Origin of the sequence: Paracoccus xiamenensis (genome assembly GCF_011308835.1) — a bacterium.
GTDB classification, from domain to species: domain Bacteria; phylum Pseudomonadota; class Alphaproteobacteria; order Rhodobacterales; family Rhodobacteraceae; genus Paracoccus; species Paracoccus xiamenensis.
Genome location: NZ_JAAOHY010000011.1, coordinates 1 through 22,626, shown reverse-complemented (window position 1 = coordinate 22,626; position 22,626 = coordinate 1). Strand labels below are relative to the sequence as shown.

Genomic DNA, 22,626 nt, shown 5'->3' with positions numbered 1-22,626 from the left:
CGCCACCCAGCCCAAACGCGAGGAGGAAGCCATGTGCTACAGGATCGCACTGAATTTTGAAGACGGCATCACCCGTTTCGTTGACTGCAAGGAAGGCGAAAAGGTTCTGGACGCCGCCTATCGCAACAAGATCAACCTGCCGATGGACTGTTCGGACGGCGTCTGCGGCACCTGCAAATGCAAGGCCGAAAGCGGCAGCTATGATATGGGCGACGACTATATCGAAGACGCCCTGACCGAGGACGAGGCCGAGGAGGGCCTTGTCCTGACATGTCAGATGGTCGCGACCTCGGATTGCGTGCTGTCAGTGCCGATGAGTTCGCAGGCCTGCAAGACCGGCCAGCAAAGCTTTGCCGCCACCGTGACTCGGATCGCGCCGCATCACGACGCTGCCGTGGTGCTGGAACTGGCCGTTGATGACGCGGCCACCGCGCCGGTTTTCCTGCCGGGGCAGTATGTGAATATCGACGTGCCGGGCAGCGGGGCGCATCGCTCCTATTCCTTCAGCACCGCGCCGGGTGAGGCGCAGATCGGTTTTCTCATCAAGAAGATACCCGACGGGGTGATGAGCGGTTGGCTGGCCGGCGCGAAAGCGGGTGACGCACTGACCCTGACCGGCCCGATGGGCAGCTTCTATCTGCGCGACGGCGAAGGCCCGCTGCTGTTTCTTGCCGGCGGCACCGGCCTTGCGCCCTTCCTGTCGATGCTGGAGGTCATGGCCCGCGCCGGATCGCAGCGCCAGATCCACCTGATCTATGGCGTGACCCGCGATCTGGATCTGGTTCTGGTGGACGAACTGGCCGCCTATGCCGAGCGGCTGCCGAACTTCACCTTTGCCACCGTGGTTGCGGAAGGGGCCTCGGACCACCCGCGCAAGGGTTGGGTGACGCAGCACATGCCCGAAGAGATGCTGGCTGGGGGGGGCGTCGATGTCTATCTGTGCGGACCGCCGCCGATGGTCGATGCCGTCCGCCACTATCTGGACGAAAACAACGTCAATACCGCCAGCTTCCATTACGAGAAGTTCACCCCCAACGAGCCCCAGAAGGCGGTCGCATGAACGGCGCCGTCTTTCCCGACCGCTTCGCGGGTAAGGTGCTGGTCGTGACAGGCGCCGCGCAGGGGATCGGTCGCGCCGTCGCCCTGCGTGCGGCAGCCGAGGGCGGGCGCGTCCTGCTGGTCGACCGCGCCGACTTCGTAGGCGACGTGGCGGCCGAGGCAGGCAATGGCGCAGTCGGTTTCAATGCCGATCTGGAGACGTGGGGCGGTGCCGAGGCCGCGATGCGCCATGCCGTCGAAACTTTCGGCGGCATCGACATCCTGATCAACAATGTCGGCGGCGCGATCCGCATGCGGCCTTATGCCGAATTTCAGCCCGATCAGATCGACGCCGAAATCCGCCGCTCGCTGATGCCGACGCTTTATTGCTGCCGCGCGGTCATTCCGCATCTGCTGGCGCGCGGCGGTGGCACCATCGTCAACGTGTCCTCGAACGCGACGCGCGGCATTCATCGCGTCCCTTATTCGGCGGCCAAAGGCGGCATCAACGCCGTCACCCAGTCGCTGGCGATGGAGCTGGCCGGCGATAATATCCGCGTCGTCGCCACCGCGCCGGGTGGCACCGAAGCGCCGCCCCGCCGCATCCCCCGCAACGCCGAAGGCGACAGCGAGGCCGAAAAGGCATGGATGTCGCAGGTTGTCGATCAGGTGAAGCAGACGGCGCTGATGCACCGCTATGGCACCATCGCGGAGCAGGCCGCACCGATCCTGTTCCTGGCCTCGGACGAGGCATCCTACATCACCGGCTCTGTCCTGCCCGTCGCTGGCGGCGACACGGGCTGAGGTCGGTCAATCAAACCGTATTTCAGGGAGGAAACGAAATGCGCAATATCGACGTGAATGAGGCGATAGACCGAAGCCCGTTCGGCCGGTTCCAATGGATGGTGGTCGCGCTTTGTGGCGTGCTGCTGGTGGTGGACGGATATGATGTTTTCGTCGCCGGCACCGTGCTGCCGACACTGATCGCCGAATGGGGGCTGACCAAGCCGCAGGCGGGTGCCTTGCAGGCATGGGCGCTGTTCGGGATGATGTTCGGGGCGCTCGGCCTCGGGTCGCTGGCCGACAGGATCGGCCGCAAGAAAGGCGTGGCGATCAGCTTTCTGCTGTTCACCTCGGCCACGGTGATGACCGGCTTCGCGAGCTCGCCCGAGCAGTTCAAGATCTTCCGCTTCATCGCGGGTCTGGGCTGCGGCGGGCTGATGCCGAATGCGGTCGCGCTGATGAACGAATATGCGCCCAAACGCCTGCGCGGCACCATGGTGGCGATCATGTTCTCGGGCTATTCGATCGGCGGCATGGTCGCGGCTGGGCTGGGCATCGGGCTTATTCCCAGCTTCGGCTGGAAACCGATGTTCTTCATCGCCGCCGTGCCATTGCTGCTGTTCCCGCTGGTCCTGTGGAGGCTGCCGGAGTCGCTGGGCTTCCTGATCCGTCAAGGCAAGCAGGACGAAGCGCGCCGCATCTTTGCCAAGGTCGCCCCGGACACGCCGCTGAACGCCGATGACCGGCTAGTCTTCAGCGAAAAGAAGGGCGTCTCTGCCTCGGTCGTCGAACTGTTCCGCCATGGCCGCAGCCTGCCGACGCTGATGCTCTGGGCTTCGTTCTTCTGCTGCCTGTTGCTGGTCTATCTGCTGTCGTCGTGGCTGCCCAAGGTGTTGCAAGAGGCCGGTTACGCCGAACGTGCCAGTCTGCTGAGCCTGTTTGCGCTGAATTTCGGCGGCATGGCCGGCGCGGTAGCCGGCGGCTGGCTGGGTGACCGGCTGGGGCTGCCGAAGGTGGTCATCGGCTATTTCGTGGCCGCCGCGCTGTCCATCGCGCTGATCGGCATGAACCCCGCGCCCGTGGTCCTGTTCCTGCTGGTCTTCATCGCCGGGGCCACCACCATCGGCACGCAGATCCTGCTTTATGCCAGTGTGGCGCAACTTTATGGTCTTTCGGTGCGCTCGACGGGTCTGGGCTGGGCCTCGGGCGTGGGCCGGATCGGGGCAATCGTCGGGCCGACGATTGGCGGGGTGCTGCTGGCGCGGGAATTGCCGCTGGGGCAGAACTTCCTGATCTTTGCCATTCCTGCGGCAGTCGCCGCCATGGCGATGCTGGTCTATGCGCTAAGCAACCCCCGCAGCGACGATGTGGCTGCACCCTCAGCGTCGCAAGACGACAACCTTGCCGTGAAAGCCTGACCATGCCCTATCTGGACCTGCCGACCCATCGCCTTCATTACCGCATAGATGGGCCGGCAGGGGATGGGCCGTGGCTGACCTTCTGCAACTCGCTGGGCACCGACATGCATATGTGGGATGCCCAGGTCGACGCCATGGTGGGCGATTTCCGCATCCTGCGCTATGACCGGCGCGGCCACGGCAAATCATCCGCGCCGCCGCCGCCCTACGGCCTTGCCGATCTGGGCGGCGACGTGATCGCCCTGCTGGATGCGCTGGCAATTCCGCGCACGCATTTCTGCGGCCTGTCCATTGGCGGGCTGACCGGACAGTGGCTTGCGATCCATCAGGGCGCGCGGCTCGATCGCGTCGTCCTTTGCGCCACTGCCGCGCGTATCGGGACGCCTGAGGGCTGGTCTGCCCGTATCGCTGATGTCCGGGACAGCGGTCTGGGTGGGCTTGTGGCGGCGACGGCGGAACGCTGGTTCACGCCGACCTTTCACCAACAACAGTCCGAAGCCGTCGACACGATCCTGGACAGCTTTGCGGTAACGTCGAGCGAAGGCTATATCGGGTGCTGCGCCGCACTTGCCCAAGCAGACCTGCGCGCCAGCCTTGACCAGATCGCCAATCCGCTTTTGGCGATTTCCGGAATTGACGATCCGGTCTGCCCCCCGAACGAGCTTGAGGCCATTGCGATAAGGGCGCGGGACGGGCGTCATCTGAGCCTGCCGGGCCGCCATATCGTCAACGTGGAATCCGCCACGGCGTTCAATGCTGCCCTGACGGGTTTTCTGATCTGAGCTGCCGGCCACGCAGGCAAATCTTCTGCCATCACCCGGCAGCATAGGATTTGATCTGCGCATACGGGATGGAGTCGCATGCCGGGGCTGCGTTCAATTGCCTGATTACAAACACTTGGCGCAAAATGGTTGCTGATTGGAACGGCCGGCGGCGCTAGGATTTCGGCGACGCGGTTCGGAATTGGATGGCGAAGAAGATCCGCCACCGGGGTAATGCCTGCTCCGAAGCCGTTGTTGAATGCATTGCAAATGCCGCAACACCCGAACAGGAACAAAACGATGATCCGCCGAACCTTGATCAGCAGCGCCGCGACTATTTTCGCATTAGGCACGGGCCACGCAGATGTGACGAAAGAAATCGTTGAGGCGCTTTCGATCCCCGCCACCGTTGATACGCGTGCTGGTACGCTGGAATTTCGCGACGGGGTGCCGACGCAGGAAGCGGCAGAAAAGGTGTATGACATCATCGATTTCACGCGGGCATTGAACGTTTACAACAACAGCTTCAGGGGAGCGTCGGCCCTTGCAATTGCCAAAGGCGTGCAGGATGTCGGCGCCAATCCGGGTGACGTGGTCATCTTTTCCGAGCTGATGGATTCCAATTCGCTGTTTTTGACCGCGAATGCCGACACGATCTATTATTTTACCGGTCTCGATCTCAGCAACGGGCCGGTGGTGATCGAACAGCCGTCAGGGGCTACTGGCACGATCAATGATATGTGGTTTTCATGGGTTGTCGATATCGGCGGTCCGGGACCGGATCGCGGCCTGGGTGGAAAATACCTGATCGTCGGCCCGGATTATGATGGCCCGCTGCCGGAAGGGGGATATTTCATTGCCCATTCGAAAACGAACTTTGCGCTTTACGCATCGCGGGCCAACCTGGTCGACAATGACCCGAAGCCTGCTGTCGAGAACATCAAGCGGACGATGAAGGTATACCCCTACCAGCCCGGCGCATTCGGCACCAGTATTGCGCAGGCGCTTGAGGGCACCGTGCACATTGCAGATGAGCCGAAAATTCCCGAAACGAAATTCATTGAGGCCTCGGGCCGTTCGTTCAACACCATCCCGCCCAGTGACTATGGCTTCTTTGAACTGATCAACGAGAACGTCCAGAACGAGCCGGCCACCAGTTATGATCCAGAGCTGGCGGGCCAGCTTGCCGCGATCGGAATCGTGCATGGAAAGCCGTTCGCGCCCGATGATCGGATGAAGGCGATCCTGACCGATGCCGCCGCGGTAGGGCAGGCGACGGGGCGGGCGCTGAACTGGCGCTATGCAATGAAGCATCCGGAATGGGCCTATTACGATGGCTCGCACTGGGGGAACATGTTGTGGGAAGGGGGCGCATTCTTCGAAACACCACCTCCGCTGTTTGAAGATGGGGCATTCAAACCGCTAGAGCCGACCGGGGCCCGTACGCTCGATTCCCGCGCGGCCTTCTATTACGGCTATACGCTGGATTCTCCGGGTATGATCATGCGGATACCCGGTGTCGGCTCGCAATATCTGATGGGGTTCCTCGACGCGAACGGCGAGTCGTTCGATGGCGCGAAGACCTATAAGGTGGAACTGCCGAAGGATATCCCGGCCGCCGCTTTCTGGTCCCTTACGCTTTATGACAACCAGACCCGCTCTATGCTGCAAACGCCGCAGAAATACCCGCGCGCCGGCAGCCAGGGCTATCCCTCGCCGGCGGCAGAAGCGGCAAGCGATGGTACGACAACGATCTATTTCGGCCCGACCCAGCCCGAAGGCGTGGCGCGCGGCAACTGGATCCAGACCGACCCGGAAAAGGGATGGTTTACGCTTCTGCGCCTTTACAGTCCGCTGCCATCCTTCTTCGACAAAAGCTGGCAACCAAGCGAGATAGAAGAGGTCACCCCGGCCGGTTGAGCCGGCCCGCAACAGCGACATCACATGGCCGGTCGGACCAAGGCCTGGACGGTCATGCCTGTTCCGCTGCGCCGCCCCGGCCGGCACCCTAATCCCTTCAACGTCAAATGACTGGCGGCAGCCCCTTGGCTGCCGCCAGTCATTTATGCGTCATCGCGGTCGAGTCTTGAAGATTGGCCTCTCGCGGGCGGCGCTAGAAGCGCGCGGTAACCCCGATCATCGGACCTGACAGTTCCAGCGAAACATCGCTGTTCCGGATTTCCTTTTCGACATGCATATGGCGGTATCCGAACTCTGCCGACCAGGTCGGGTTGAACGCATAGCCAACATAGGCAAGTGCCTGCCAGGCCGAGTTGTCGCCGTCGAGCTGCCCGCCAATATCAGCATATACGCTGCCATACCATTTTTCATTGAACTTGCCCGATACGCGCATTCCGATGACGGGATCGACCCAGCTATCGTCCAGATCGAACTCTCTTCCGGCCAAGCTGCCGGGCTTCAGGGTCGTATCAATATCGACATTCATATAGCGAAGCCCCGCCGCCAGATCGACAGACATGTTATCGCTCTGGCTGACGCGGTAGGCGCCCATCATCGTCAACGCGGTCATGCGTGGGGACATCTCGGCCGAGGAATAAGCCCCCCGGAGCGGGTTTTCCTTGGTCAGGGACAGGTCCGAATAGACCAGATCGGTAATGATGCCCCAGCGGTCACGCCGCGCCTCGAACGTTCCCATCAGCGCCATATCAAGCCCCTCTAGCACGTCGCTGACGTGAAGGTTGCCGTCAATTGTGCCGCGTGGGGTTTCGATCGACTGATCAAGCCCGGCCAGCCAGCCGTACATTGTCAGCCGATAGTCCCAGCCGGTCTGCTGTGCGTATGCCTGTGATGCGCAGAGACAGAAAATGCTGGTCGTCGTAATGCGAGCAAAGCCACGCATATTGAGGTTCCTTTCGCGAGTGCAGGGAAAACTGTCGCCAACTCCATGGTGAAGATTTACATCTTCGCATGCGCAGTTGATTGCAGCATGAGAACGATTCTAGACTAATTTGCACCGGCTAAGTTAGAGGACTTCATGCCACCCGCGAACACCCATTTTGCGCCAGTGGCCGAACAGCCGAACTGTAAAAATCGCGTTGGTCCAGGGCTGATCTGCGTCGAGGTTCTGTCAGGTATTCCACAATTCGTCGCTGAAAATTTTGGATCCCGCGTCCTGCAGCGCGCCAATCAGGCAGCAAGATTGGAAATAGATCGGATCGAAGGATATGATTGCTTTATTCCGCACAGAACGCTGACCGTATTCATCGACAGCGTCGCGCGACAAGCCGGCGAACATCATCTGGGACTTCGCCTTGTTCCGTATCTAAGCTTCGACCGTTATCGCATATGGGCGGGTTATGTCCTGGGCGCGCAGACGCTGCACGAGGCGCTTGAACGTACAAAACGCAGCGTCGGTTATCATAGCTTCGGTGACAGGTTGGATTTTTCGATTTCTAATGGATCTGCAAGAGTCTGCTATTTCAGCACCAATGCGACGGACAGCAGGTATCAGCACGAAGGGTTTGGGACGGCAGGCGTCATTCTGAGTATCGTTAAAAAATACATCTCAGACGACTGGGTTCCGACGCAGATCGAACTGAACTTTCCGAAGCCAGCAAATTCGCCTGTATACGAAGATATTTTCGGGTGTCCGGTTCTGTTTGATCGACCGGTAGTTGGTGTTGTTTTTCCTTCGGCCAACCTTACCGCTAAAAGACGGACGCCCAACCTGCCGCCCGTCACGATTGAGGATCTTTCGCGCGAAAGGCTGGAACCCTGTACGCGTGACAGCCTGATGGGCGCGGTGAAATGCTATCTGCGAACCCAAATTCTATCTGGGCGTGTAGACCTGGACCGCACGGCATTCGCCCTGGATATCAGCAAGCGCACACTGCAGCGAGAGCTGAATCGTGAAGGATTTTCTTTCCGCGATTTGGTTACACTTACGAAATGCCAACGCGCGAGCGAGCTTTTGCGTGATGGAAATATGAGGATCGGCCAAGTCTCTTCGTTGCTGGGGTACTCCTCGTCAGCGCATTTCGCCCGGGCATTCCGCAAGCATTCCGGGATGACACCCGCCGAATACAGTATTTCTTTGACTTAGCGCCGCACGATGGGGTCTGTATGCAGAAGTGCTATCTTATGTTTAGCGGCACCGAAACAGTCAGATACCCTGCGGTTCCTTCCAATCGGTTTCGGGCCGAAAATTCGCGGTAGATCTTGGCACGCAGCGAAACCGGCGTGCTGCCAGCCATGAAATTATACCCGACAGTCCCGCCGATTGCCGCGACCTGGCCCTTGAAATCGCCAAGGCGCGCGCCGTCGCCGCTGTCGCCAGAGATTTGCTTGTAATAGTATCCTATAATTCCCAACGAGAGGTCTTGTGACACAGCCTTGGAAATCGCCCATTCGGCATGAAATTCTGTTCCGGTGCGATAGTCGGTTTCTGGGTTTTCTGCGTTGAAGGTAAAACCTGCCGCCCCAGAGATGTCCAGTCCGGTCGTCGGATCAAGCCAGGTCGCCGCGCCCGAAATGTCAACGCCCCAGTGATTGAACGAAAGGTTGGCTATCTCGCCTTCCTGATAGTTGCCGATCGGGACATTGATCAGGGTGCCCACATTCCAATGCAGATTGCCCGAATGCCAGCCAATCATCGCGCCGGCAACGGGATCGCCAAGCGTGAAGAGGTCGTCGTCGACGGCACGCCCAAGCCCGATGCCCGGAATGAAGGCAGAGGCAGAAACATCTTGGGCGCCGAAGGGCAGGGTGGCCGTAAAGGCGACATTGCCGCCCAATACCTGCCAAGGCGTGGACCAAAGCGCCGAAGTCAAGTTGATCTGGGCGTTTGCGTCAATACCGGCAATGATTTCTCCGCCAACCGGAAATTGGCGGTCTGCATCGGCTGACCCGGAGTAGAAATACAGGTCGTTCTGAACGTAAACGCCGGGCGGCGGGACAATTCCCGCTCCGGGGCCCTTTGAGCCCAGTAGGTAGAAGCCAACGCCTGTTTCCGCGGCGAATGTCGGGGCCGCCGCAACGACTGCGCCGGTCAGAAAGGCTACGGCACGAAATTGTCGGGTGAAAAGCGGCGGGCGCGGCTGAACATGTTTCGAAGCTGCTTGGTTCATGCTTTGGCTCCTACCCGGGTGATTTGGGGAAAAGCAGCGTTGCCCCGGCCCTTGCCCCGAAACCTTCGGGGCCGCCCTCGGGTCCGTCTGCCCAATATCTGATGCCCGCCTGAAAACTGACCGGCTGGCCGTTCATGTTGACAAGCTTATTGACCATGAAGTTGACCGGTACCGACCATTGTTCGCTCTCCCAGTCATAGGTCGATTCCGTATTGAGGGCGAAAGTCCATGAATCTTCAGTGGTATAGGTCAGGAAGGTCTGCAGAAAGGTTGCATTCACGTCCGCTGCATCGTCAGAGCCTGCAAAAGACCAGATGTGATTTGCCAGCACGCCATAAGTCCATGGGCCGCTCTGCCTTAGGACGACACCAGTCGGGCCGGCCCCCCATTTGTCTCCGCCAAGTTCGGGTTCGGTTGCCGTCGGCAGCAGAAGGACAACCCCGGCGCCCCAGATAACGCCGTTCGAACCGGGCTTCGAAGGAGAGAGGAACAGGCTTTGTACGGTGTCGCCAAGTCCAAACTGCGTTCCCGAGGATCCAACGATATCATTCTGCCGGACAATCGTAATAATGGTTCGCGAAATCAAGTTCCATTCGTCGTTGATTTTGAACGGAATGACGGGCTGGACATTCAGCACGATCCGGCTTCCGTCATTCGGTCCGTAACCGCTGTCATGGTTCAGCTGAAATGGCACACTTACCAGCGAGGCCACGGGATTTGTAAGCTGCTTGGCGAGTTCTTTGTCCTGTGCTGCGACAGTGCTGGGGATTGCGAGTAAAAAGATGCTCGTGCATCGCGCCAGGCGGAGCAGAATGGTCAATTCGAACACCTTCGGTTGTTTTGCACATATATCGGATAACGCAAGCATCGTGATCGCATTTCGCGACCGGTCAAAAATCGGCCAAATTTTCGAGGTCAGTGTGGCCGGCGTAGCTTATCTGTCGCAAGTGTACGTTAAATATGTGCCAGCAGAAACTCATTTTTGTCAAATGTTTTAAAGACTTCGCAGGCCGCCACCAGAATCGAGCTCAGGATCAGTTTGATGAATGGATGGACGATAGCCGCGCATGGGATGGCGAGCGAGTGCTCTGGGCGGCCCGTTTCATGGCCGAGACGGAACACCAGCGTCTATTCTCGCAAGGGTTCGCCCGGATGCCGAACTGCACGATGTCGACGTCGTCATGGTCCAGCATGATGACGAGCCGAACCCGGAGATCTTTTCCGAATCCGCGAATGTGGTTCGCCGCTTCAGTCACTCGATGCTGACGAGGCGGCCGATTAGGCCTATGCAGATGCTGCCGCAATGATAATTGCATTAAACGAACCATCCAAAAGCACTGGTTCAGCTTAGCAATGTCGTTTCCATGACCATGGCCAGCGGAGGCCTTGCTCGGGGCGCGATTGGAAGCAACCCAGCTGTCACGCTGACGAACGGTTCAGACCCGCGCCGCCCTCCTGAACAATCACCCCATAGGATTTCCTACGGGGGGTCCAAACGGCGGTCGCAGGTCAGGCCGGGTTTCGCTGTCAGCGATGCGCCAGATATTCCGCCGAAACAAAGCCCGAGACACTGGGCTTGTCGGTCAGGAAGACTCTGCACCAGACCTTGCCATTATTTTCCACGCAGCCTTGACGGGTAAGGCGCGTTCCGTCCGGCAGTCCGATGATGATCTTGTGGTCGAGGCTCGGACCTTCGCGAAGCTTCAGCAGATCATCTGGTCCGGCGCCCTTGACGACCGTGCCGGCACCGGTCGTGCATCCGGCCGCGAGCGTGAGGGCGATGAGAGCAGCAAAATGAGGTCGCATTACTTGTCCTGAATCGTTTTGTCAGTGATACGACACCGACACGCTGAATGACAGTGGGCAGAACGCGGACAGGTAAGTGCATGTGACGGTACGCAGGACGGATCTCAACGACGCACCATCGCAGATCGCATCTGATTTGAGGTCGATCTAGGACACCGGCCGGGAAAGGTTGGCCAATCTCCGATCCAGCCGCGACGCCGCGGTGACGGTCTTTTCACGCAGACAGTGCCTTGTTTCAGCACCTGTGGATCATTCGGCAGTTGCTGGCCGGCATTTATGGTATGCTGTCGCCAAAACGGTCTCTGCTCGATCTGGGCAGCATCCTAAACATTTGATGAGGAAGGACTTTCATCTTCACATGGAGATGGGAAGCGTCACAAAGTTCTGCCTCTGCGTGCCAAAATTTCCTTTTGAATTCAGCGCCCCAAAATCTCGATGCTGAACTGAACCTGCTTTTTTCGTCAGATAAGGTTGCCTCTGACCGCACATGAAAAAAGCCGGCGCAGTGGCCGGCTTCCTTTGACTAATGATTTAGAGAACGTCGTTTCGCCTGAAAATCATGTTGGCGCGTGGCTCCAACGGTAGCGGCTTCGCCCCGCGATCAAGTTGGATCACGGCCTCTACGCCTGGCAGCCGCCCGCTCTTCGTCGCCAGTTCGACCACCGAGATGTGACTCTTGGAAAACCGCTCCATCGACTTGGCGCAGACGTACCGTCGCATTCGGCCGCTCTTCAGCTCCTCTATGTCGCAAGATTTCAGAACGCCCGTGTCCATCAGACTGCGGATCGTCCGGATATTGATACCGAGGATCTTCGCGGCCCGGGTCGGCCGAACGGCTCCATGGTGATCGGTAGCGATGACCTCCCGTAGCACGGCGAGCGACACGCGGAAATCCGGGAAACGCGTGGTGGCAGGGTCGACCGCATGCAGCGGAAGGCGGTTTCTCAGAATGATTTCGACCACGCGCTCGGTCGGTATGCGGACACGATGCGATGCCGTCGCAATGTCGAGTAGGTCCTCCGATTTGGGGCGCTCGACGCGCGCCCGCAGCTTCCCAAGGAACCCATCGAGATCGCGTGGATGATACATCGGCGAGGCATTCTTTTCGTCGAAGTACTTCTCAACCAGCCCGGGCTTCGTCAGCTTGGTCATCATGAAACGCTCGACGCCAAGGTGTTTTCCTGCATCGGCGGCGTTCAGGAGGTCATCGAAATCGGTCGCGATGTCATTGATGATTTCCGTGGGAACATAGCCAGTCAGCACGAAACCCTGCCCTGATGTTTTTCTCTCTGCGAGTCCCATCGAGGCTAGGCGACGCGCCAACTTCCAGCCGGACATGCCATAGCGCGAGCGCGCCGTCGAAAGCGAATGAACGTATTGTTCCGGGCAAGGCTGGCCCAGAACGATGTAGCCTTCGGAGATCGGAAAGTTGCGGAAGATGAATTCTCGCACCAGATCACGGATCACATCGAACTGAGGGTCGTCGTCACGGTGGCGCAGCCACTCGAAGAAGACGCGATAGCGGGTCCGGTAGAGGGTGTTGTCGACCGGATGAGCCTTTTGGATATCCTTCAACTTCTGCCGGAACGCGTCTGGCCCATGACGCAGGACATCATAACCAGCAGTGCCTGCAGCCGCCCATTCCGCCGGCGTCACTGTTTCTCGCCGGGCTTTCGGGCCAAGGGTCAGCAGGAGCCCGAAGCCCTCGCACGTCTGCGCCGCAACATGGAAGGGCAACCGGTCGAGCCACGTCTTCGCAGGCCCTTTCTCGATCCTGTTTCTTAGGTAGCACTCGAACAAAAGGTCCTGATCGTTCGCGATTTGGGGTTCTGGTGGTGAAAAGCCAGAGGTCAGCTTGATGACGTCGAACCGCTCTCGCGTCCCAGACGACGTGGGCAACGGAGTGAGGTAGCAGCCGTGCAAGCAGCAGGTGCGGATTGAGGTCAACTGCCATAGGCCGAAATGCGCAGCATCGTTTTGGTTTGAGGCGTCTTGCAGGCATTGCGGGCAGCCTTTGAGAGCGGTTCGGCTGAAGGCCGTGAACTTGATCTCCTCCATGCCCAACCGGAACCAGCCAGGAGAGACTAGCGCAGGCGTGTGGCGATGCAGTTTCGCCTGATCGACACCGGCAAGTGAAGCCAATCGGGCGCAATCCTCTTGATCGCCATTGGATAGTTTCAAATAGTCGATCCCGAAGTCCGACAGAAACATGGCCATGCCTGACACGCCGTTGCGACGTGCCAAGCGGGATGCGAGAGAGGTTGCGGATTCTCCGTTCTGGTATTTTACATTTAAGGGCAACGGCTTGACGGTCGAAAACATCATGTGCGGTTCTCCCGAGAAAACACCTGACGGGCGTTGATGCGCATGAAATCCGGAACGACAAACGGGTTGAACTCGGCATCGCAGGAGGTCCGCCGATGGTACGCCCTGATGAAATTGTGCCGGTTCAGTGTCTTCTGGCCATGCAGATAGGCATCCTCGATGGCGTCGAGGATCAGGACGATGGCGATGCCGAACTGGTTTGCGGCAGCATGGACCACGCGTTCGCCGTGGGATAAATCCAGAACGTCATCCTCTGGTCCGAGCTGCGCCAGTTCACAGTAGTTCTCGAGCAGGTCGAGAATATCATCACCATATGCGGCAGGGGATAGGCTCTCGAACCGAACGGTCCTCATGCGTCGAGCGAGCTGGTGGTCGTGGTTGAGGATGTCTTCCAACTCGTTTGTGCCCAACAGAATGATCCCGACTGGCCATTCCGGGTCCGTCATCAGCGTCTTCAGCATGGATGTCACTGAATCCAGCTCGTGCTTGGTCCCCCGCGACGCTAGGTCCTGCGCCTCGTCGAGATGCACGAACAGGACACGCCGCTCCTTGAGGTGATGTTGGACCAGGTCCCAGATGTACCAGGCATGGCGATCGGCACCGATGGGGTAGCCGAGCGCCCGAAGCAGCATCTGCCCGACGAATTTCAGTGTTGCGGGTGATGGCCCCCGCAAGCTGATGATGGTTGAATCTCCGTATCCCTGATCGGCCAGCCTCTGCCTTTCTTGGGCAAGAAGATGTGTGATTGCCGCGCTTTTCCCGGCCCCGGAGTGCCCGGACAGGGCAAGCCCTTGCGCCTCGCTGATACGGTCGGTCTGGATGTCTACGAGCCTTTTCTCCGCAAGGATGGAGAACCCTTCTGCCAGTGGAACGAAGCGCTCGTGATCGACGAAATATGCCTTCAATTCAGCGACCCGTTGTGCCGCTTGGGTGATCAGATCATTTCCCATCATTGAACCCCCAGCGTCTGCGGTTCTTGCGTCTCGTTCGACGCTCGGAGATCGGCCCGTTATCGTCGCTGTCCGGCTTCCGAGATGTGTCCGTTGGCGGAGTAATGGAGATTGCGTCATTGAGCAGGTCGTTGCTCGGCGGCATGTATCCCAACCGCTGCTCATCAGAGCGGAGCGGATAGTGCAGTGCAGCATCTGCGCGGGCGACGTCCACGTCGGTCACATGGAAAGGTGTCAGGGCGCGCAGCGCGAATGCGTGGCGGTTCGCGTCCGATATCCGCGCGATAGCCCGCTGGACCTTGGGCGCGTCCAACTTCGCAGCACGCGCATGTGCGTGACGAACGGCCCGGATGCCCTCGCGCAGCTCATCGAAGCTCACGCCCTCAAAGCCGGGTTGATTGGCGAGGGCAGGATACCAAGTGGCTCCGACCTTGACGGCGATCCACCCGATGTCCTGCAGATCGACCCTGATTTCCACCTCCCGTATGGGGGAGTGCAGATAGGCTTCCCGCAGCGCCTCGCAGCTATAGCTAAGCCCCGAGAACAGTACGCCCTCGTCGTTGAGCTTCCGGGGCATCGGCCTGCCGAATGCCTTCCTGAGGGTCAAACCATCCGGCACCGGGGGCGTCCCGTGTTCAGCCACCAGCCGCTTCCAAGCGGCATTCGGGGTTTCCCCTTTCAGCGAGCCGTGTGGCTGGTTGTGATAGATATCAACGACATAGGTCAGCAGGACCTTGATCAGATCGTCGTCGCAAAGACAGGCGAGCATTTCTGAAGGGTAGTCGCCGCGATCAACAGTGTCGAAGAAAGTCCGGCCTGCCAGCAGCGGCATGAGCTGATGCCCGAGAGTGCGGAAGAAGGACTCGACGTGCCCCCGCATCCAGGGAATTCCAGCTGGCGGCAAATGCGACGTGACCCCAAGCGACGCTACCGTGGCCTGGAAGGCATCCGAGACGAAGGCAGGCCCCATGTCGGTCACAAGTGTTCCGATCCCGCCACGATGATGCCATGTGCTTTCGCATTCGGCTGCCTGGGCCAGTGGGGTCTTGTCCTCGAAAATCTGCCGCAGCGCACGGATCGCATCTTCCGAGTTCGGATTGTCAGCCAGTCGCATCGAGACGACACATTTCGTGGCGCAGTCGATCGCAAGATACATCCAGCGCCGCCCTGTCTCGAATTTCTTCTGCCGATCCGGCGGCAGGTGCTCCCAGATGCCTGTCAGCGTCAGTAACGATATGACGTCGAGCTTGTTTTCATCCATCTCGACCCGCTCCATGGGGCGCACGACATCGGGACCGTTGCTGCTCATGGCAAATTTCCTGGCGGCCGCAGACGCGCCATGTCGTTTTGCGCAGACGTAGAATGGGTCGGCCGAGTCCAATCGGCGTTTAACGCTGGAGGCAGAGGGGATCGTGAGCGGCGTTGCCCCCGCGCTGGCTCTGCGCGCGTTCTCTTCGGAGAACAGTGCCCGAGTCTCCTGAATAGACTGGACTTTGGTTGGTTGCTGCGTGTCGGCGTAAATCTCGATGACCTGGTTCATCAGGGCTTCCGCCTTTGGACACCAGCGCCGACTCCGATTGCCGGATAGGTGAGTGGCCGGAGTGAGCGAAAGTGCAGAGTAGCCTGCAGCCTGATAGGAGCGGACCCACTGCAAGACTGTCCGGCTTCCCGGCAGCTTGCGAGTTTTTATTTCCTTACCCGGTCGTATCTTAGCAAAGGCCGCTGCGCCTTCACCAACGAGCCTGGCCGTCACTGATGCGAGCTGCGCTTTGGCCTGCTCATAGGCCCGCTGAGTGCGTTTGACGAGGCCCGCAGCTTCGAGAGCCAGGAAGGCGTCACAGGCGGCCTTCCGCCAGATCACCAGCCGTGCGGTCTTTTCCGACAGTTCGCTGATGACCTGCACAGGTTTATCGCGATGGGCCTCTTGGGTGGCTCGATCAAAATACCCGGCAAAGTAGGTCGTGTCCGGCCGACGCATCATCTCGGCGAGCTCTTGGTGGGAAAACGCCTCAGTAATTCCCGGCTGGCCGACGCGCTCGAAGGTGCCGCCTTTGTCATCGATTTCTAGCGGGCGCATGGCGACGCCTGCCGTGGTGATCATGTCGGAGTTCGAGAAGCGAAAACGCAGGGTCATGCCGCTACCTCCGTTAGAGAGCGGCGCGACCAGGCGAGTGTCCGAGCCGCTTCGGCAGCGGCAGCCCGATCGATGTGCTGGTCGGTGACCAGCAGCACGCGGTCTGCAAAGGATTTGGAAACTGCGGCTGCAACAGCTTCGAGCTCGGATGCAAAGTTCAGCTTCAGCACACGCTGCATAGGTTTATAGGATATTGCCGGGGGTTGTTCGCGGATGTTGTGCACGTCGGGGCGTACCAACATCAGGCAGAGGAAGGCGTATTCGAGCGCACTCTCGAAGTGTATGATGCGCGGGCGCTCGAAGCCGGGCAACGATGCGACCATCGAGCCACGAAGGCTCCCTTTTGAACGGCGCGCAGGAACTCGGGTCGCGTGGCTCGGCTCCGGCCCGCGGTGGAACAAGGTGTTGTACATGATGATTGGAGCGCACCTCACCTGGGCGCCGACCCATGTGGATCGGAGCAGGCGCGGGGCGACATCCCCCTATGTTTGAGATGAGTTTGACTGCCCTGCCGAGAGACGCCTCGGCAGGTTGACTTTTCGTGAGACTCAGGGGATGAATAAGGGGTTGGAACCAAACGACGCTTATTCAAAAGGCCTTCCTGTTAGCGCAGGAGGGTCTTTTTATTTCCCGATGTCAGGTTTGTTTGCCGCGCTGCCCTCCTCTGCTGCGTAACGATCGGGGAAAAGCTCCTGAGGAGTTGTACCAAGCTGGCTGGCGATGGCGGACTGCACACGATGCGAACGGCGATAGCCTTGGCTAACTACCGTCACGCTGCTCTGCTTGATGCCGAGCGTGCGGGCGATTTCCGCCATGCTCGACCCGGCTTGCCGAAGCCGGCACTTCAGCTGCTCGTGATTGTGCAAATCTACCTTCATGGCCTGATGCAAGTCCTTAGACTCCGTTCTTACCCACACCGACAGTGATTCGGAGATTGATTCGTCGCGCAAGTTTTCTTCGGCTGTGGGGGTGTTTTCTCAGATTTTGTTGGGCTGTTTTGCCGATCAAACCGAGAATACCGGCAAGCTTCTGACCTGATGACTTTGCACTGCCGGGTTACCGCGCCAAAGTTGTCACTGAAGGAGCGGCTCCAGTGACAACGCAACAAAGTGAAGACGAGCGACGACTTCGGGAGGCTCGAGAACAACTCAAGGCTGCCAAGAGCGTCATTGCTGAACTGGAAGGCCCACGCCTTCGGCTGCGCGTGTCCCGCAGAAAGCTTGCGCGCCAAAAAGCTACACAGTCAGAAGCGGCGAGTGCACAAGCCCAGGCGGTAGATGTCAGCGATGTTGGGGCAGAGCCACATGACCCTGTGCGCAAGGTGCTTCGGGTCGGAGAAAAGCCTCGGTTGCCGGAGTCGGCTGAGGTCAAGCGGATATATGAGGAAATGCCGTCACTGGACCAAGTGGCGCAGGCTTTGGGACGAGACCGCCGTGCGGCGGTCAAAGCTCTGGCCGCCGCAGGGATCGACATAAAAGAAGATATTGCGAAACAGTGGGACTCGGGCAGTTTCCTGCGTGAGCTGCGCAAGCGGCATGGTCCAGGATGCGATACGATTTCGAGGTGGATCAAGAGCACGGGCCGCGAAGTCCAACCGCGAAACGCCAACCGTCAGTGCGATGAAGCGCTGATCGTCGAGACGTATTTAGAGACACGATCCGCAAACCGATGCGCCTTGGTGGCAGGAATTTCATGGGAAAAAGCGCGGAACATCCTGCGGAAGCGGGGAATGTGGGAAAAATAACCGCTTCGTACCAACCACCAAAGGGACCTACCATCAACGAGGGCAGCATGGTCAAGCCGACACATCCGGATCAGCATGAGTTGCACGATTGGCCAATGTACGGCCCGAAGAACCCGGAAATCGCAAACATGGTGGAGCGGCTTGCTTACGATCATGGGATGCGCGTTCGTGACATTGAGGAGGTCATACTGTTGACTTTGCAGGGCAAGCTCCGAGAAGCCGAGCACGTAAGCGGAGATTAAAGTGTCTCAATTTTTCGGTTTGTGGGGCTTTTCATTTAGTAGCGTTAATCACGGTAGATTATACCTGTAATGTTCGCTGAATTTTTTTGTCCATCGCAGACTTTTAAGTGAGTATTTTCGGCGGTCAACTAGGGTCACCATAATTCCGAGTGCGCGAACGAAGAAGGAAGCTGTCAGCTGGTCATGTCAAGATATAGGATGTGAAATGCCTGCTATCGCAGGATCTAATCTGACAAAATTTCGATTCTTCTTCTTTCACAGATGTCAAGAAAATCCATGGTATTCCAAGTCGCAAAATAATCGATCTTTATGTTTCTGTCATCCATAATGAGGCGGAGCACGCAGTCCACCATTGATAAGGGGCGCCCGTTGCGAGACGAACGGAATGCAAGATCAATAGCATCGTCTCTGTACGGCGCGTCATCTAAGAACTGAATCCTTGATGACTTTAGCTTCTCCTCGAACAATACCATACCGATCCTTTTTCGGGTAAACCTTGTCCTGAGTGTTTCATATGCGACTAGCCAAGGAACTATTATATCGAAGGGGTGAATGAGCTCAAAAACAGTCTCCACCTCGGCTTGAGATGCAGCTGTATCTCGCGAATCGTAGCGGGAGTACCAAACGCCGGTGTCTATGAGAACTCGCGGCAATGACTAATCCTCTTCGTCCACATTTTCACCATTGGACGCACCGAACCCAACCCAGGCTGCAGCCTTCCTATTGCCGAAGAGAAATTTTCCCTTATTTTTGTTCGTCGAACGATCTCGGTAGATCACGTAAATTCGGGTCTTCGCGTTAATCTCCACCGCGGCCTTTAGATCAGATTTGAGTCGTTCGATTAGATCATCGCTATGGGGATACTTCAGTAGGGCGATGGAATCTCCACATTCCTTCGCTCCATGATCATCAAGCCAGGCATAGAGGCCCTCATAGTCACCTCGAACGCCAAGATCGTACGAAATCCAGACTGTGCTGATCATAGTCAGAAGCTCCTCTCAGTTTACTGTGCAACATTCTGTTTTCGCGACCGGAAAGTCCACGCCGTATTAAGTACCCACCACTGGGCTAATGCAATGTGCTCTACGAGCATCGGTCACCAACCGCTGGCCAAGGCTATGATGTAGGATGACTTCGCAAACGCCTACGGGAAGGTGTGATCAGGGCCTGCGGTCCTGATCGCAAGACATGCGTCTGCATCAAGTAAATAATATAAGCTGCCCTTGCAAACGTCGCAAACGCATAAAAATCGACTTTCGCCGACCCCAAAGGCTGGCGGGCTGCGGCGACCCGCTATGACAAGTATTCAAAGGTATTCATCTCAGCTGTCGTTATCGCCGATTTGTGCTGATCAGGTTACAACTTCCGAGCCTATTAACTTTCCGGTTGCCCGTTCGCGTTTATCTGTCGTGCGGGCGGTCAGTCGTCAGGCAGCATACTCGTTGGCGGAAGCATACCAGCGGCAAGTGACACACCGCGCTCGAGTTCAGCGTCAGACAGGTCTGAAGGGATGCTTGCTTCCAGAGATGTAATTTCATCTAAGAGGCGAATGACGGTCTCGTCATCAAATTGCCCCGCGCTTTTGCCTTCAGACAGCTCAATCGCCTCAATGAGGCGAAGCGTCAATTTTCGTACCAAATCGGAAGGAGCATTGTGCTGCTCGTCCTCAAAGATATCCTTCTCATAACTATCGAAGCTGCCTGCCTGCTTGATGTAGCGAGCAGCGTAGTAGAGGCTTGACCTGGCATCTTCTGGCGATGAGTTGACAAGTATTCTTGCGATAGTCATGTTATCCAATCCTAATTACATCGAAGGCTGATTGGGGTAGGTCAGCGACGATATACTCGTGCGACAAGGGGTTTGCGCGATCCTTTACATCGACTTTCTGATAATAGGGCACCGCTTCAATTCGAGAGATGACACACAGCAGTGGACGAAACTGTTGTGGCAACGCCCCCTTTCCAATTGCGTGTATCTCTCGCTTTTGTTCTTCGGTTATTCGGCCGCGCTTGGCCATGATGTCTGCACCACGCCGAACTCCCATGCGGTTAAGTTTGATCTTTGTGCCGTGCAGATCAGATCCTTCGATTTCTTTGCGAAGTGTATCGTAAATCTCGAGCGGCGAAGAGCTCGGTGGAACAGTAAAATGTGGTGATTGGAAATTCGATCCAAAATAGGGGGTGCACCACATATAGTGCAATCCACCATAGTACTTCATGTTCACGTTGTATGCGAGAGTTGTAAGAGTGGAATACAAAATAGGATGGGTAATCGAATCCAAGCTCATTCTATCCAGTGCCTCAAGGTGCGCTACAGGTAGGTGACTACTCCACATTGCAAGCAGGGGCTAGATAGAGATGTTCATTTCGCTTTTGTGCAGAGCCGTAGAGGCGGCGATGTCGGAAGTAGCCAGCCCTGCGGCCTGACCGCCGCATCGACGGCTCTACCCCGAGCTTCTGACATTATTGAGGGGCAGTCGAACCAGCTCAGCGTCGGAGCTCGAAACGTGGTATGCGGCCATTTTCCGAAAATAAGCACTCACTGTGATGAAATTCCGCCCCCGCTCAGTTCGGTCTGGTTAGCGCTGCAGCTTGGGCTGGGCTATGCGCTACGGGTCGCATTCGGCGCTTGATTTGCCTGGTCGGCTATGTCCTGGTGGCGAGCCTTTGCTACCCTCGAAATGTTTGCGGCGTCACGATGAACATGCTCCACGCTTTTTAAAGCGCGACTCTTTACACTTCGTGTGTTTTGTTAAGAGTTGGTCAAGGCCAAGCCTTGCCAAGCGGAGACTTGTGAGAGGCATCAGAACCATGTCCACCCGGCGAAGTGTCAAGAGTGACGATTACCGCGCGACCGATGCCCATATCCGGAGGCGGGACTACCTTGGTCAGCCGGATATTGACCGGCTTCTCGCTGCCGCCAAGAAGAGCCGCCAAGGGGTTCGTGATCACCTCTTGATCCTGATTATGTTCCGGCACGGCCTGCGCGTCTCCGAAGTGATCGCACTTCGACGGCGAGATGTGGATCTCGCGCAGTCGCGGATCTGGATCACACGGCTGAAGAACGGGCTCAGTGTCGAGCAGCCAGTCGCTGGCGACGAGCTGCGGGCTATCAAGCGCTGGCTCGCGCGCAGGGACGATGCACTGCCCTGGCTCTTCGTCTCCGAACGTAAGCTGCCGCTCACACGGCAGGCCGTGAACTACATTGTCGGGACCGCCGGCACCCGTGCCGGACTCGAGGTGTTTATCCACATATGCTTCGCCACTCCTGCGGTTTCGCCTTGGCAAACAAGGGCCGCGATCTGCGGGTGATTCAGGATTACCTCGGCCATCGAGACCCACGGCACACAGCGCATTACACGCGGACGGCGGCGCACCGGTTCGACGATCTGTGGTAGCCGGGTGCCGGAGCGGTTGCAGAGGGAAAAGTGCAGGATAGCCGGTTGTGCGGCATCATGCACGAGCGTCCGCGATGCGTACAGAGGAGCTTGGTCCGGCTGCCGTGACTGTCGCTGATACCATCAATGGCATCGAAGGTATTGTGCACGCCGCCGCCTGATTGGTTTAGACAAGGTGATTATACATCGAACCCGGAAGTGGGCGTTCCGCCAAGTCCGGAATAGCTTCGGTTGCTTAATCTTTAGCGGCCACGCCACCTTGCGTTGTGGCGGTCCAGATGCTTGTATTTACTATGCATTCGTTTCGAAAAAAAAACGAAGATCGGGTGGTTTGGAGGAGCGATGCAGCTAGAGCGCGCGCGCATAAAAAACTTTAGGTCGCTTCGAGATGTCGAAGTCAGCTTCGGCGCCCATACAGCGTTCATCGGTGGCAACGGCGCGGGCAAGTCTTCTATCCTGAAAGCCATTGAGAAATTTTACTCAACGTCAAAAAGCTGCGATGCCGACGACTTCTTCGGGCGCGATCAAGAGCAGCCGATCGAGATACAACTCGCCTTTCATCAGCTAAGCGAACAGGAAGCCGCTTCGTTTGAGGGCCGTGTTCGCGACGGAAAGCTGGTCGTAACCCGGATTTTTGACGGTAGCGCCGCAAGCGGGCGATATCATGGTGTAGTCCCCCAAGTCCCCGACTTCGTCGCAATCCGATCCGAATCTACACCCATGCCACCATACTGCTTGCGCCAGCGGTAATAGGTCTGTTCAACAACCCCGATCTTCCTGATCGCGTCCAGACGGGACATCCCTTGCCCCATCAGAACCTTGACCTGCTCCCCTGAAGTGTCCTCGATTTACGGTTAGCCTGTTCTCCAATTGAGGAGACAGACGATGAAGAGAAGCCGTTTCAGCGAAGAGCAGATCATTGGCATTCTGAAGGAGCATCA

General features: G+C 57.9%; 23 protein-coding genes and 1 pseudogene. 11 read left to right on the top strand and 13 right to left on the bottom strand.

Features of this window, described 5'->3' with window-relative positions; translation table 11 throughout:
• Positions 1–31 precede the first annotated feature (31 nt).
• From benC to G7044_RS16690, 5 genes are all read left to right on the top strand, one after another.
• Entirely contained in the window at positions 32–1,060 is a 1,029-nt protein-coding gene (gene benC / locus G7044_RS16710; RefSeq protein WP_166330948.1) for a benzoate 1,2-dioxygenase electron transfer component BenC, read from the top strand.
• Complete coding sequence (benD, locus tag G7044_RS16705; RefSeq protein ID WP_166330947.1) at positions 1,057–1,842, top strand: benzoate diol dehydrogenase BenD; 786 nt, start codon at positions 1,057–1,059, stop codon at positions 1,840–1,842. Before benC ends, benD begins: the two co-directional genes overlap by 4 nt.
• A 38-nt stretch (positions 1,843–1,880) precedes the next feature.
• Positions 1,881–3,239: an MFS transporter gene (locus tag G7044_RS16700; protein ID WP_166330946.1), complete on the top strand. Its 1,359-nt coding sequence runs from the start codon at positions 1,881–1,883 to the stop codon at positions 3,237–3,239.
• A gap of 2 nt (positions 3,240–3,241) precedes the next feature.
• Positions 3,242–4,021, top strand: coding sequence for a 3-oxoadipate enol-lactonase (pcaD, locus tag G7044_RS16695; protein WP_166330945.1), 780 nt, complete (start codon positions 3,242–3,244; stop codon positions 4,019–4,021).
• A gap of 213 nt (positions 4,022–4,234) precedes the next feature.
• Entirely contained in the window at positions 4,235–5,920 is a 1,686-nt protein-coding gene (locus G7044_RS16690) for a DUF1254 domain-containing protein (protein WP_235931372.1), read from the top strand.
• Positions 5,921–6,113: 193 nt separating this feature from the next.
• Here G7044_RS16690 and G7044_RS16685 read toward each other — a convergent pair whose 3' ends face one another.
• The gene (locus tag G7044_RS16685; protein ID WP_166330944.1) at positions 6,114–6,860 is read right to left on the bottom strand and encodes an outer membrane protein; all 747 of its coding nucleotides are present in this window, start codon (positions 6,858–6,860) and stop codon (positions 6,114–6,116) included.
• A gap of 135 nt (positions 6,861–6,995) precedes the next feature.
• Here G7044_RS16685 and G7044_RS16680 point away from each other — a divergent pair, with 135 nt between their 5' ends.
• Positions 6,996–8,063, top strand: a complete 1,068-nt coding sequence (locus tag G7044_RS16680) for a helix-turn-helix transcriptional regulator (RefSeq protein WP_166330943.1) — start codon at positions 6,996–6,998, stop codon at positions 8,061–8,063.
• Between the two features lie 31 nt (positions 8,064–8,094).
• Here the strand turns inward: G7044_RS16680 and G7044_RS16675 are convergent, their stop codons facing one another.
• From G7044_RS16675 to G7044_RS16640, 8 genes are all read right to left on the bottom strand, one after another.
• Positions 8,095–9,087: a SphA family protein gene (locus tag G7044_RS16675; RefSeq protein ID WP_166330942.1), complete on the bottom strand. Its 993-nt coding sequence runs from the start codon at positions 9,085–9,087 to the stop codon at positions 8,095–8,097.
• Positions 9,088–9,097: 10 nt separating this feature from the next.
• Positions 9,098–9,907, bottom strand: coding sequence for a transporter (locus tag G7044_RS16670; RefSeq protein ID WP_235931371.1), 810 nt, complete (start codon positions 9,905–9,907; stop codon positions 9,098–9,100).
• Positions 9,908–10,614: 707 nt separating this feature from the next.
• Complete coding sequence (locus G7044_RS16665) at positions 10,615–10,893, bottom strand: SH3 domain-containing protein (RefSeq protein ID WP_166330941.1); 279 nt, start codon at positions 10,891–10,893, stop codon at positions 10,615–10,617.
• Between the two features lie 531 nt (positions 10,894–11,424).
• Complete coding sequence (locus tag G7044_RS16660; RefSeq protein ID WP_166330940.1) at positions 11,425–13,218, bottom strand: TniQ family protein; 1,794 nt, start codon at positions 13,216–13,218, stop codon at positions 11,425–11,427.
• On the bottom strand, positions 13,215–14,171 hold the full coding sequence (locus G7044_RS16655; protein ID WP_166330939.1) for an ATP-binding protein: 957 nt from the start codon (positions 14,169–14,171) through the stop codon (positions 13,215–13,217). Before G7044_RS16655 ends, G7044_RS16660 begins: the two co-directional genes overlap by 4 nt.
• Positions 14,158–16,302 carry a DDE-type integrase/transposase/recombinase gene (locus G7044_RS16650; protein WP_166330938.1) on the bottom strand — a complete coding sequence of 715 codons (2,145 nt, stop codon included), beginning with the start codon at positions 16,300–16,302 and terminating at the stop codon, positions 14,158–14,160. Before G7044_RS16650 ends, G7044_RS16655 begins: the two co-directional genes overlap by 14 nt.
• Positions 16,299–16,625 (bottom strand): hypothetical protein, encoded by a 327-nt coding sequence (locus tag G7044_RS16645; protein ID WP_166330936.1) that lies wholly within the window; start codon positions 16,623–16,625, stop codon positions 16,299–16,301. The genes G7044_RS16650 and G7044_RS16645 overlap by 4 nt, the downstream gene beginning before the upstream one ends.
• Positions 16,626–16,925: 300 nt before the next feature.
• Positions 16,926–17,180: a helix-turn-helix domain-containing protein gene (locus G7044_RS16640; protein WP_166330934.1), complete on the bottom strand. Its 255-nt coding sequence runs from the start codon at positions 17,178–17,180 to the stop codon at positions 16,926–16,928.
• A gap of 215 nt (positions 17,181–17,395) precedes the next feature.
• Between G7044_RS16640 and G7044_RS16635 the strand changes: the two genes are divergently transcribed.
• Entirely contained in the window at positions 17,396–18,046 is a 651-nt protein-coding gene (locus G7044_RS16635; protein WP_166330932.1) for a hypothetical protein, read from the top strand.
• Positions 18,047–18,093: 47 nt separating this feature from the next.
• A complete protein-coding gene (locus tag G7044_RS16630; RefSeq protein ID WP_166330930.1) occupies positions 18,094–18,288 on the top strand; it encodes a hypothetical protein in 195 nt (64 codons plus the stop codon).
• Between the two features lie 656 nt (positions 18,289–18,944).
• Here the strand turns inward: G7044_RS16630 and G7044_RS16625 are convergent.
• The 3 genes from G7044_RS16625 to G7044_RS16615 form a co-directional block, all read right to left on the bottom strand.
• The gene (locus G7044_RS16625; protein WP_166330928.1) at positions 18,945–19,271 is read right to left on the bottom strand and encodes a hypothetical protein; all 327 of its coding nucleotides are present in this window, start codon (positions 19,269–19,271) and stop codon (positions 18,945–18,947) included.
• Between the two features lie 436 nt (positions 19,272–19,707).
• Positions 19,708–20,076 carry a hypothetical protein gene (locus tag G7044_RS16620; RefSeq protein ID WP_166330926.1) on the bottom strand — a complete coding sequence of 123 codons (369 nt, stop codon included), beginning with the start codon at positions 20,074–20,076 and terminating at the stop codon, positions 19,708–19,710.
• Between the two features lies 1 nt (position 20,077).
• Entirely contained in the window at positions 20,078–20,575 is a 498-nt protein-coding gene (locus G7044_RS16615) for a hypothetical protein (RefSeq protein ID WP_166330924.1), read from the bottom strand.
• Positions 20,576–21,098: 523 nt separating this feature from the next.
• Here G7044_RS16615 and G7044_RS16610 point away from each other — a divergent pair.
• From G7044_RS16610 to G7044_RS16605, 3 genes are all read left to right on the top strand, one after another.
• A complete protein-coding gene (locus G7044_RS16610) occupies positions 21,099–21,599 on the top strand; it encodes a tyrosine-type recombinase/integrase (protein WP_207630346.1) in 501 nt (166 codons plus the stop codon).
• Positions 21,542–21,685 (top strand): tyrosine-type recombinase/integrase, encoded by a 144-nt coding sequence (locus tag G7044_RS18260; protein ID WP_407947420.1) that lies wholly within the window; start codon positions 21,542–21,544, stop codon positions 21,683–21,685. Before G7044_RS16610 ends, G7044_RS18260 begins: the two co-directional genes overlap by 58 nt.
• 342 nt (positions 21,686–22,027) lie before the next feature.
• Positions 22,028–22,435: an ATP-dependent nuclease gene (locus tag G7044_RS16605; protein ID WP_235931370.1), complete on the top strand. Its 408-nt coding sequence runs from the start codon at positions 22,028–22,030 to the stop codon at positions 22,433–22,435.
• On the opposite strand, the pseudogene G7044_RS16600 reads toward G7044_RS16605, so the two are convergent.
• Positions 22,396–22,533: pseudogene (locus tag G7044_RS16600) on the bottom strand (transposase); the annotation flags it as partial. The gene G7044_RS16605 and the pseudogene G7044_RS16600 overlap by 40 nt on opposite strands.
• Positions 22,534–22,626: the final 93 nt, after the last annotated feature.

Bases quoted from the DNA above. Each gene is read 5' to 3' on its own strand.
- benC (WP_166330948.1), top strand. From the start codon at position 32: ATGTGCTACAGGATCGCACTGAATTTTGAAGACGGCATCACCCGTTTC.
- benD (WP_166330947.1), top strand. From the start codon at position 1,057: ATGAACGGCGCCGTCTTTCCCGACCGCTTCGCGGGTAAGGTGCTGGTC.
- G7044_RS16700 (WP_166330946.1), top strand. From the start codon at position 1,881: ATGCGCAATATCGACGTGAATGAGGCGATAGACCGAAGCCCGTTCGGC.
- pcaD (WP_166330945.1), top strand. From the start codon at position 3,242: ATGCCCTATCTGGACCTGCCGACCCATCGCCTTCATTACCGCATAGAT.
- G7044_RS16690 (WP_235931372.1), top strand. From the start codon at position 4,235: ATGCCTGCTCCGAAGCCGTTGTTGAATGCATTGCAAATGCCGCAACAC.
- G7044_RS16685 (WP_166330944.1), bottom strand. From the start codon at position 6,860: ATGCGTGGCTTTGCTCGCATTACGACGACCAGCATTTTCTGTCTCTGC.
- G7044_RS16680 (WP_166330943.1), top strand. From the start codon at position 6,996: ATGCCACCCGCGAACACCCATTTTGCGCCAGTGGCCGAACAGCCGAAC.
- G7044_RS16675 (WP_166330942.1), bottom strand. From the start codon at position 9,087: ATGAACCAAGCAGCTTCGAAACATGTTCAGCCGCGCCCGCCGCTTTTC.
- G7044_RS16665 (WP_166330941.1), bottom strand. From the start codon at position 10,893: ATGCGACCTCATTTTGCTGCTCTCATCGCCCTCACGCTCGCGGCCGGA.
- G7044_RS16660 (WP_166330940.1), bottom strand. From the start codon at position 13,218: ATGATGTTTTCGACCGTCAAGCCGTTGCCCTTAAATGTAAAATACCAG.
- G7044_RS16655 (WP_166330939.1), bottom strand. From the start codon at position 14,171: ATGATGGGAAATGATCTGATCACCCAAGCGGCACAACGGGTCGCTGAA.
- G7044_RS16650 (WP_166330938.1), bottom strand. From the start codon at position 16,302: ATGACCCTGCGTTTTCGCTTCTCGAACTCCGACATGATCACCACGGCA.
- G7044_RS16645 (WP_166330936.1), bottom strand. From the start codon at position 16,625: ATGGTCGCATCGTTGCCCGGCTTCGAGCGCCCGCGCATCATACACTTC.
- G7044_RS16640 (WP_166330934.1), bottom strand. From the start codon at position 17,180: ATGAAGGTAGATTTGCACAATCACGAGCAGCTGAAGTGCCGGCTTCGG.
- G7044_RS16630 (WP_166330930.1), top strand. From the start codon at position 18,094: ATGGTCAAGCCGACACATCCGGATCAGCATGAGTTGCACGATTGGCCA.
- G7044_RS16625 (WP_166330928.1), bottom strand. From the start codon at position 19,271: ATGATCAGCACAGTCTGGATTTCGTACGATCTTGGCGTTCGAGGTGAC.
- G7044_RS16620 (WP_166330926.1), bottom strand. From the start codon at position 20,076: ATGACTATCGCAAGAATACTTGTCAACTCATCGCCAGAAGATGCCAGG.
- G7044_RS16615 (WP_166330924.1), bottom strand. From the start codon at position 20,575: ATGAGCTTGGATTCGATTACCCATCCTATTTTGTATTCCACTCTTACA.
- G7044_RS16610 (WP_207630346.1), top strand. From the start codon at position 21,099: ATGTCCACCCGGCGAAGTGTCAAGAGTGACGATTACCGCGCGACCGAT.
- G7044_RS18260 (WP_407947420.1), top strand. From the start codon at position 21,542: ATGCTTCGCCACTCCTGCGGTTTCGCCTTGGCAAACAAGGGCCGCGAT.
- G7044_RS16605 (WP_235931370.1), top strand. From the start codon at position 22,028: ATGCAGCTAGAGCGCGCGCGCATAAAAAACTTTAGGTCGCTTCGAGAT.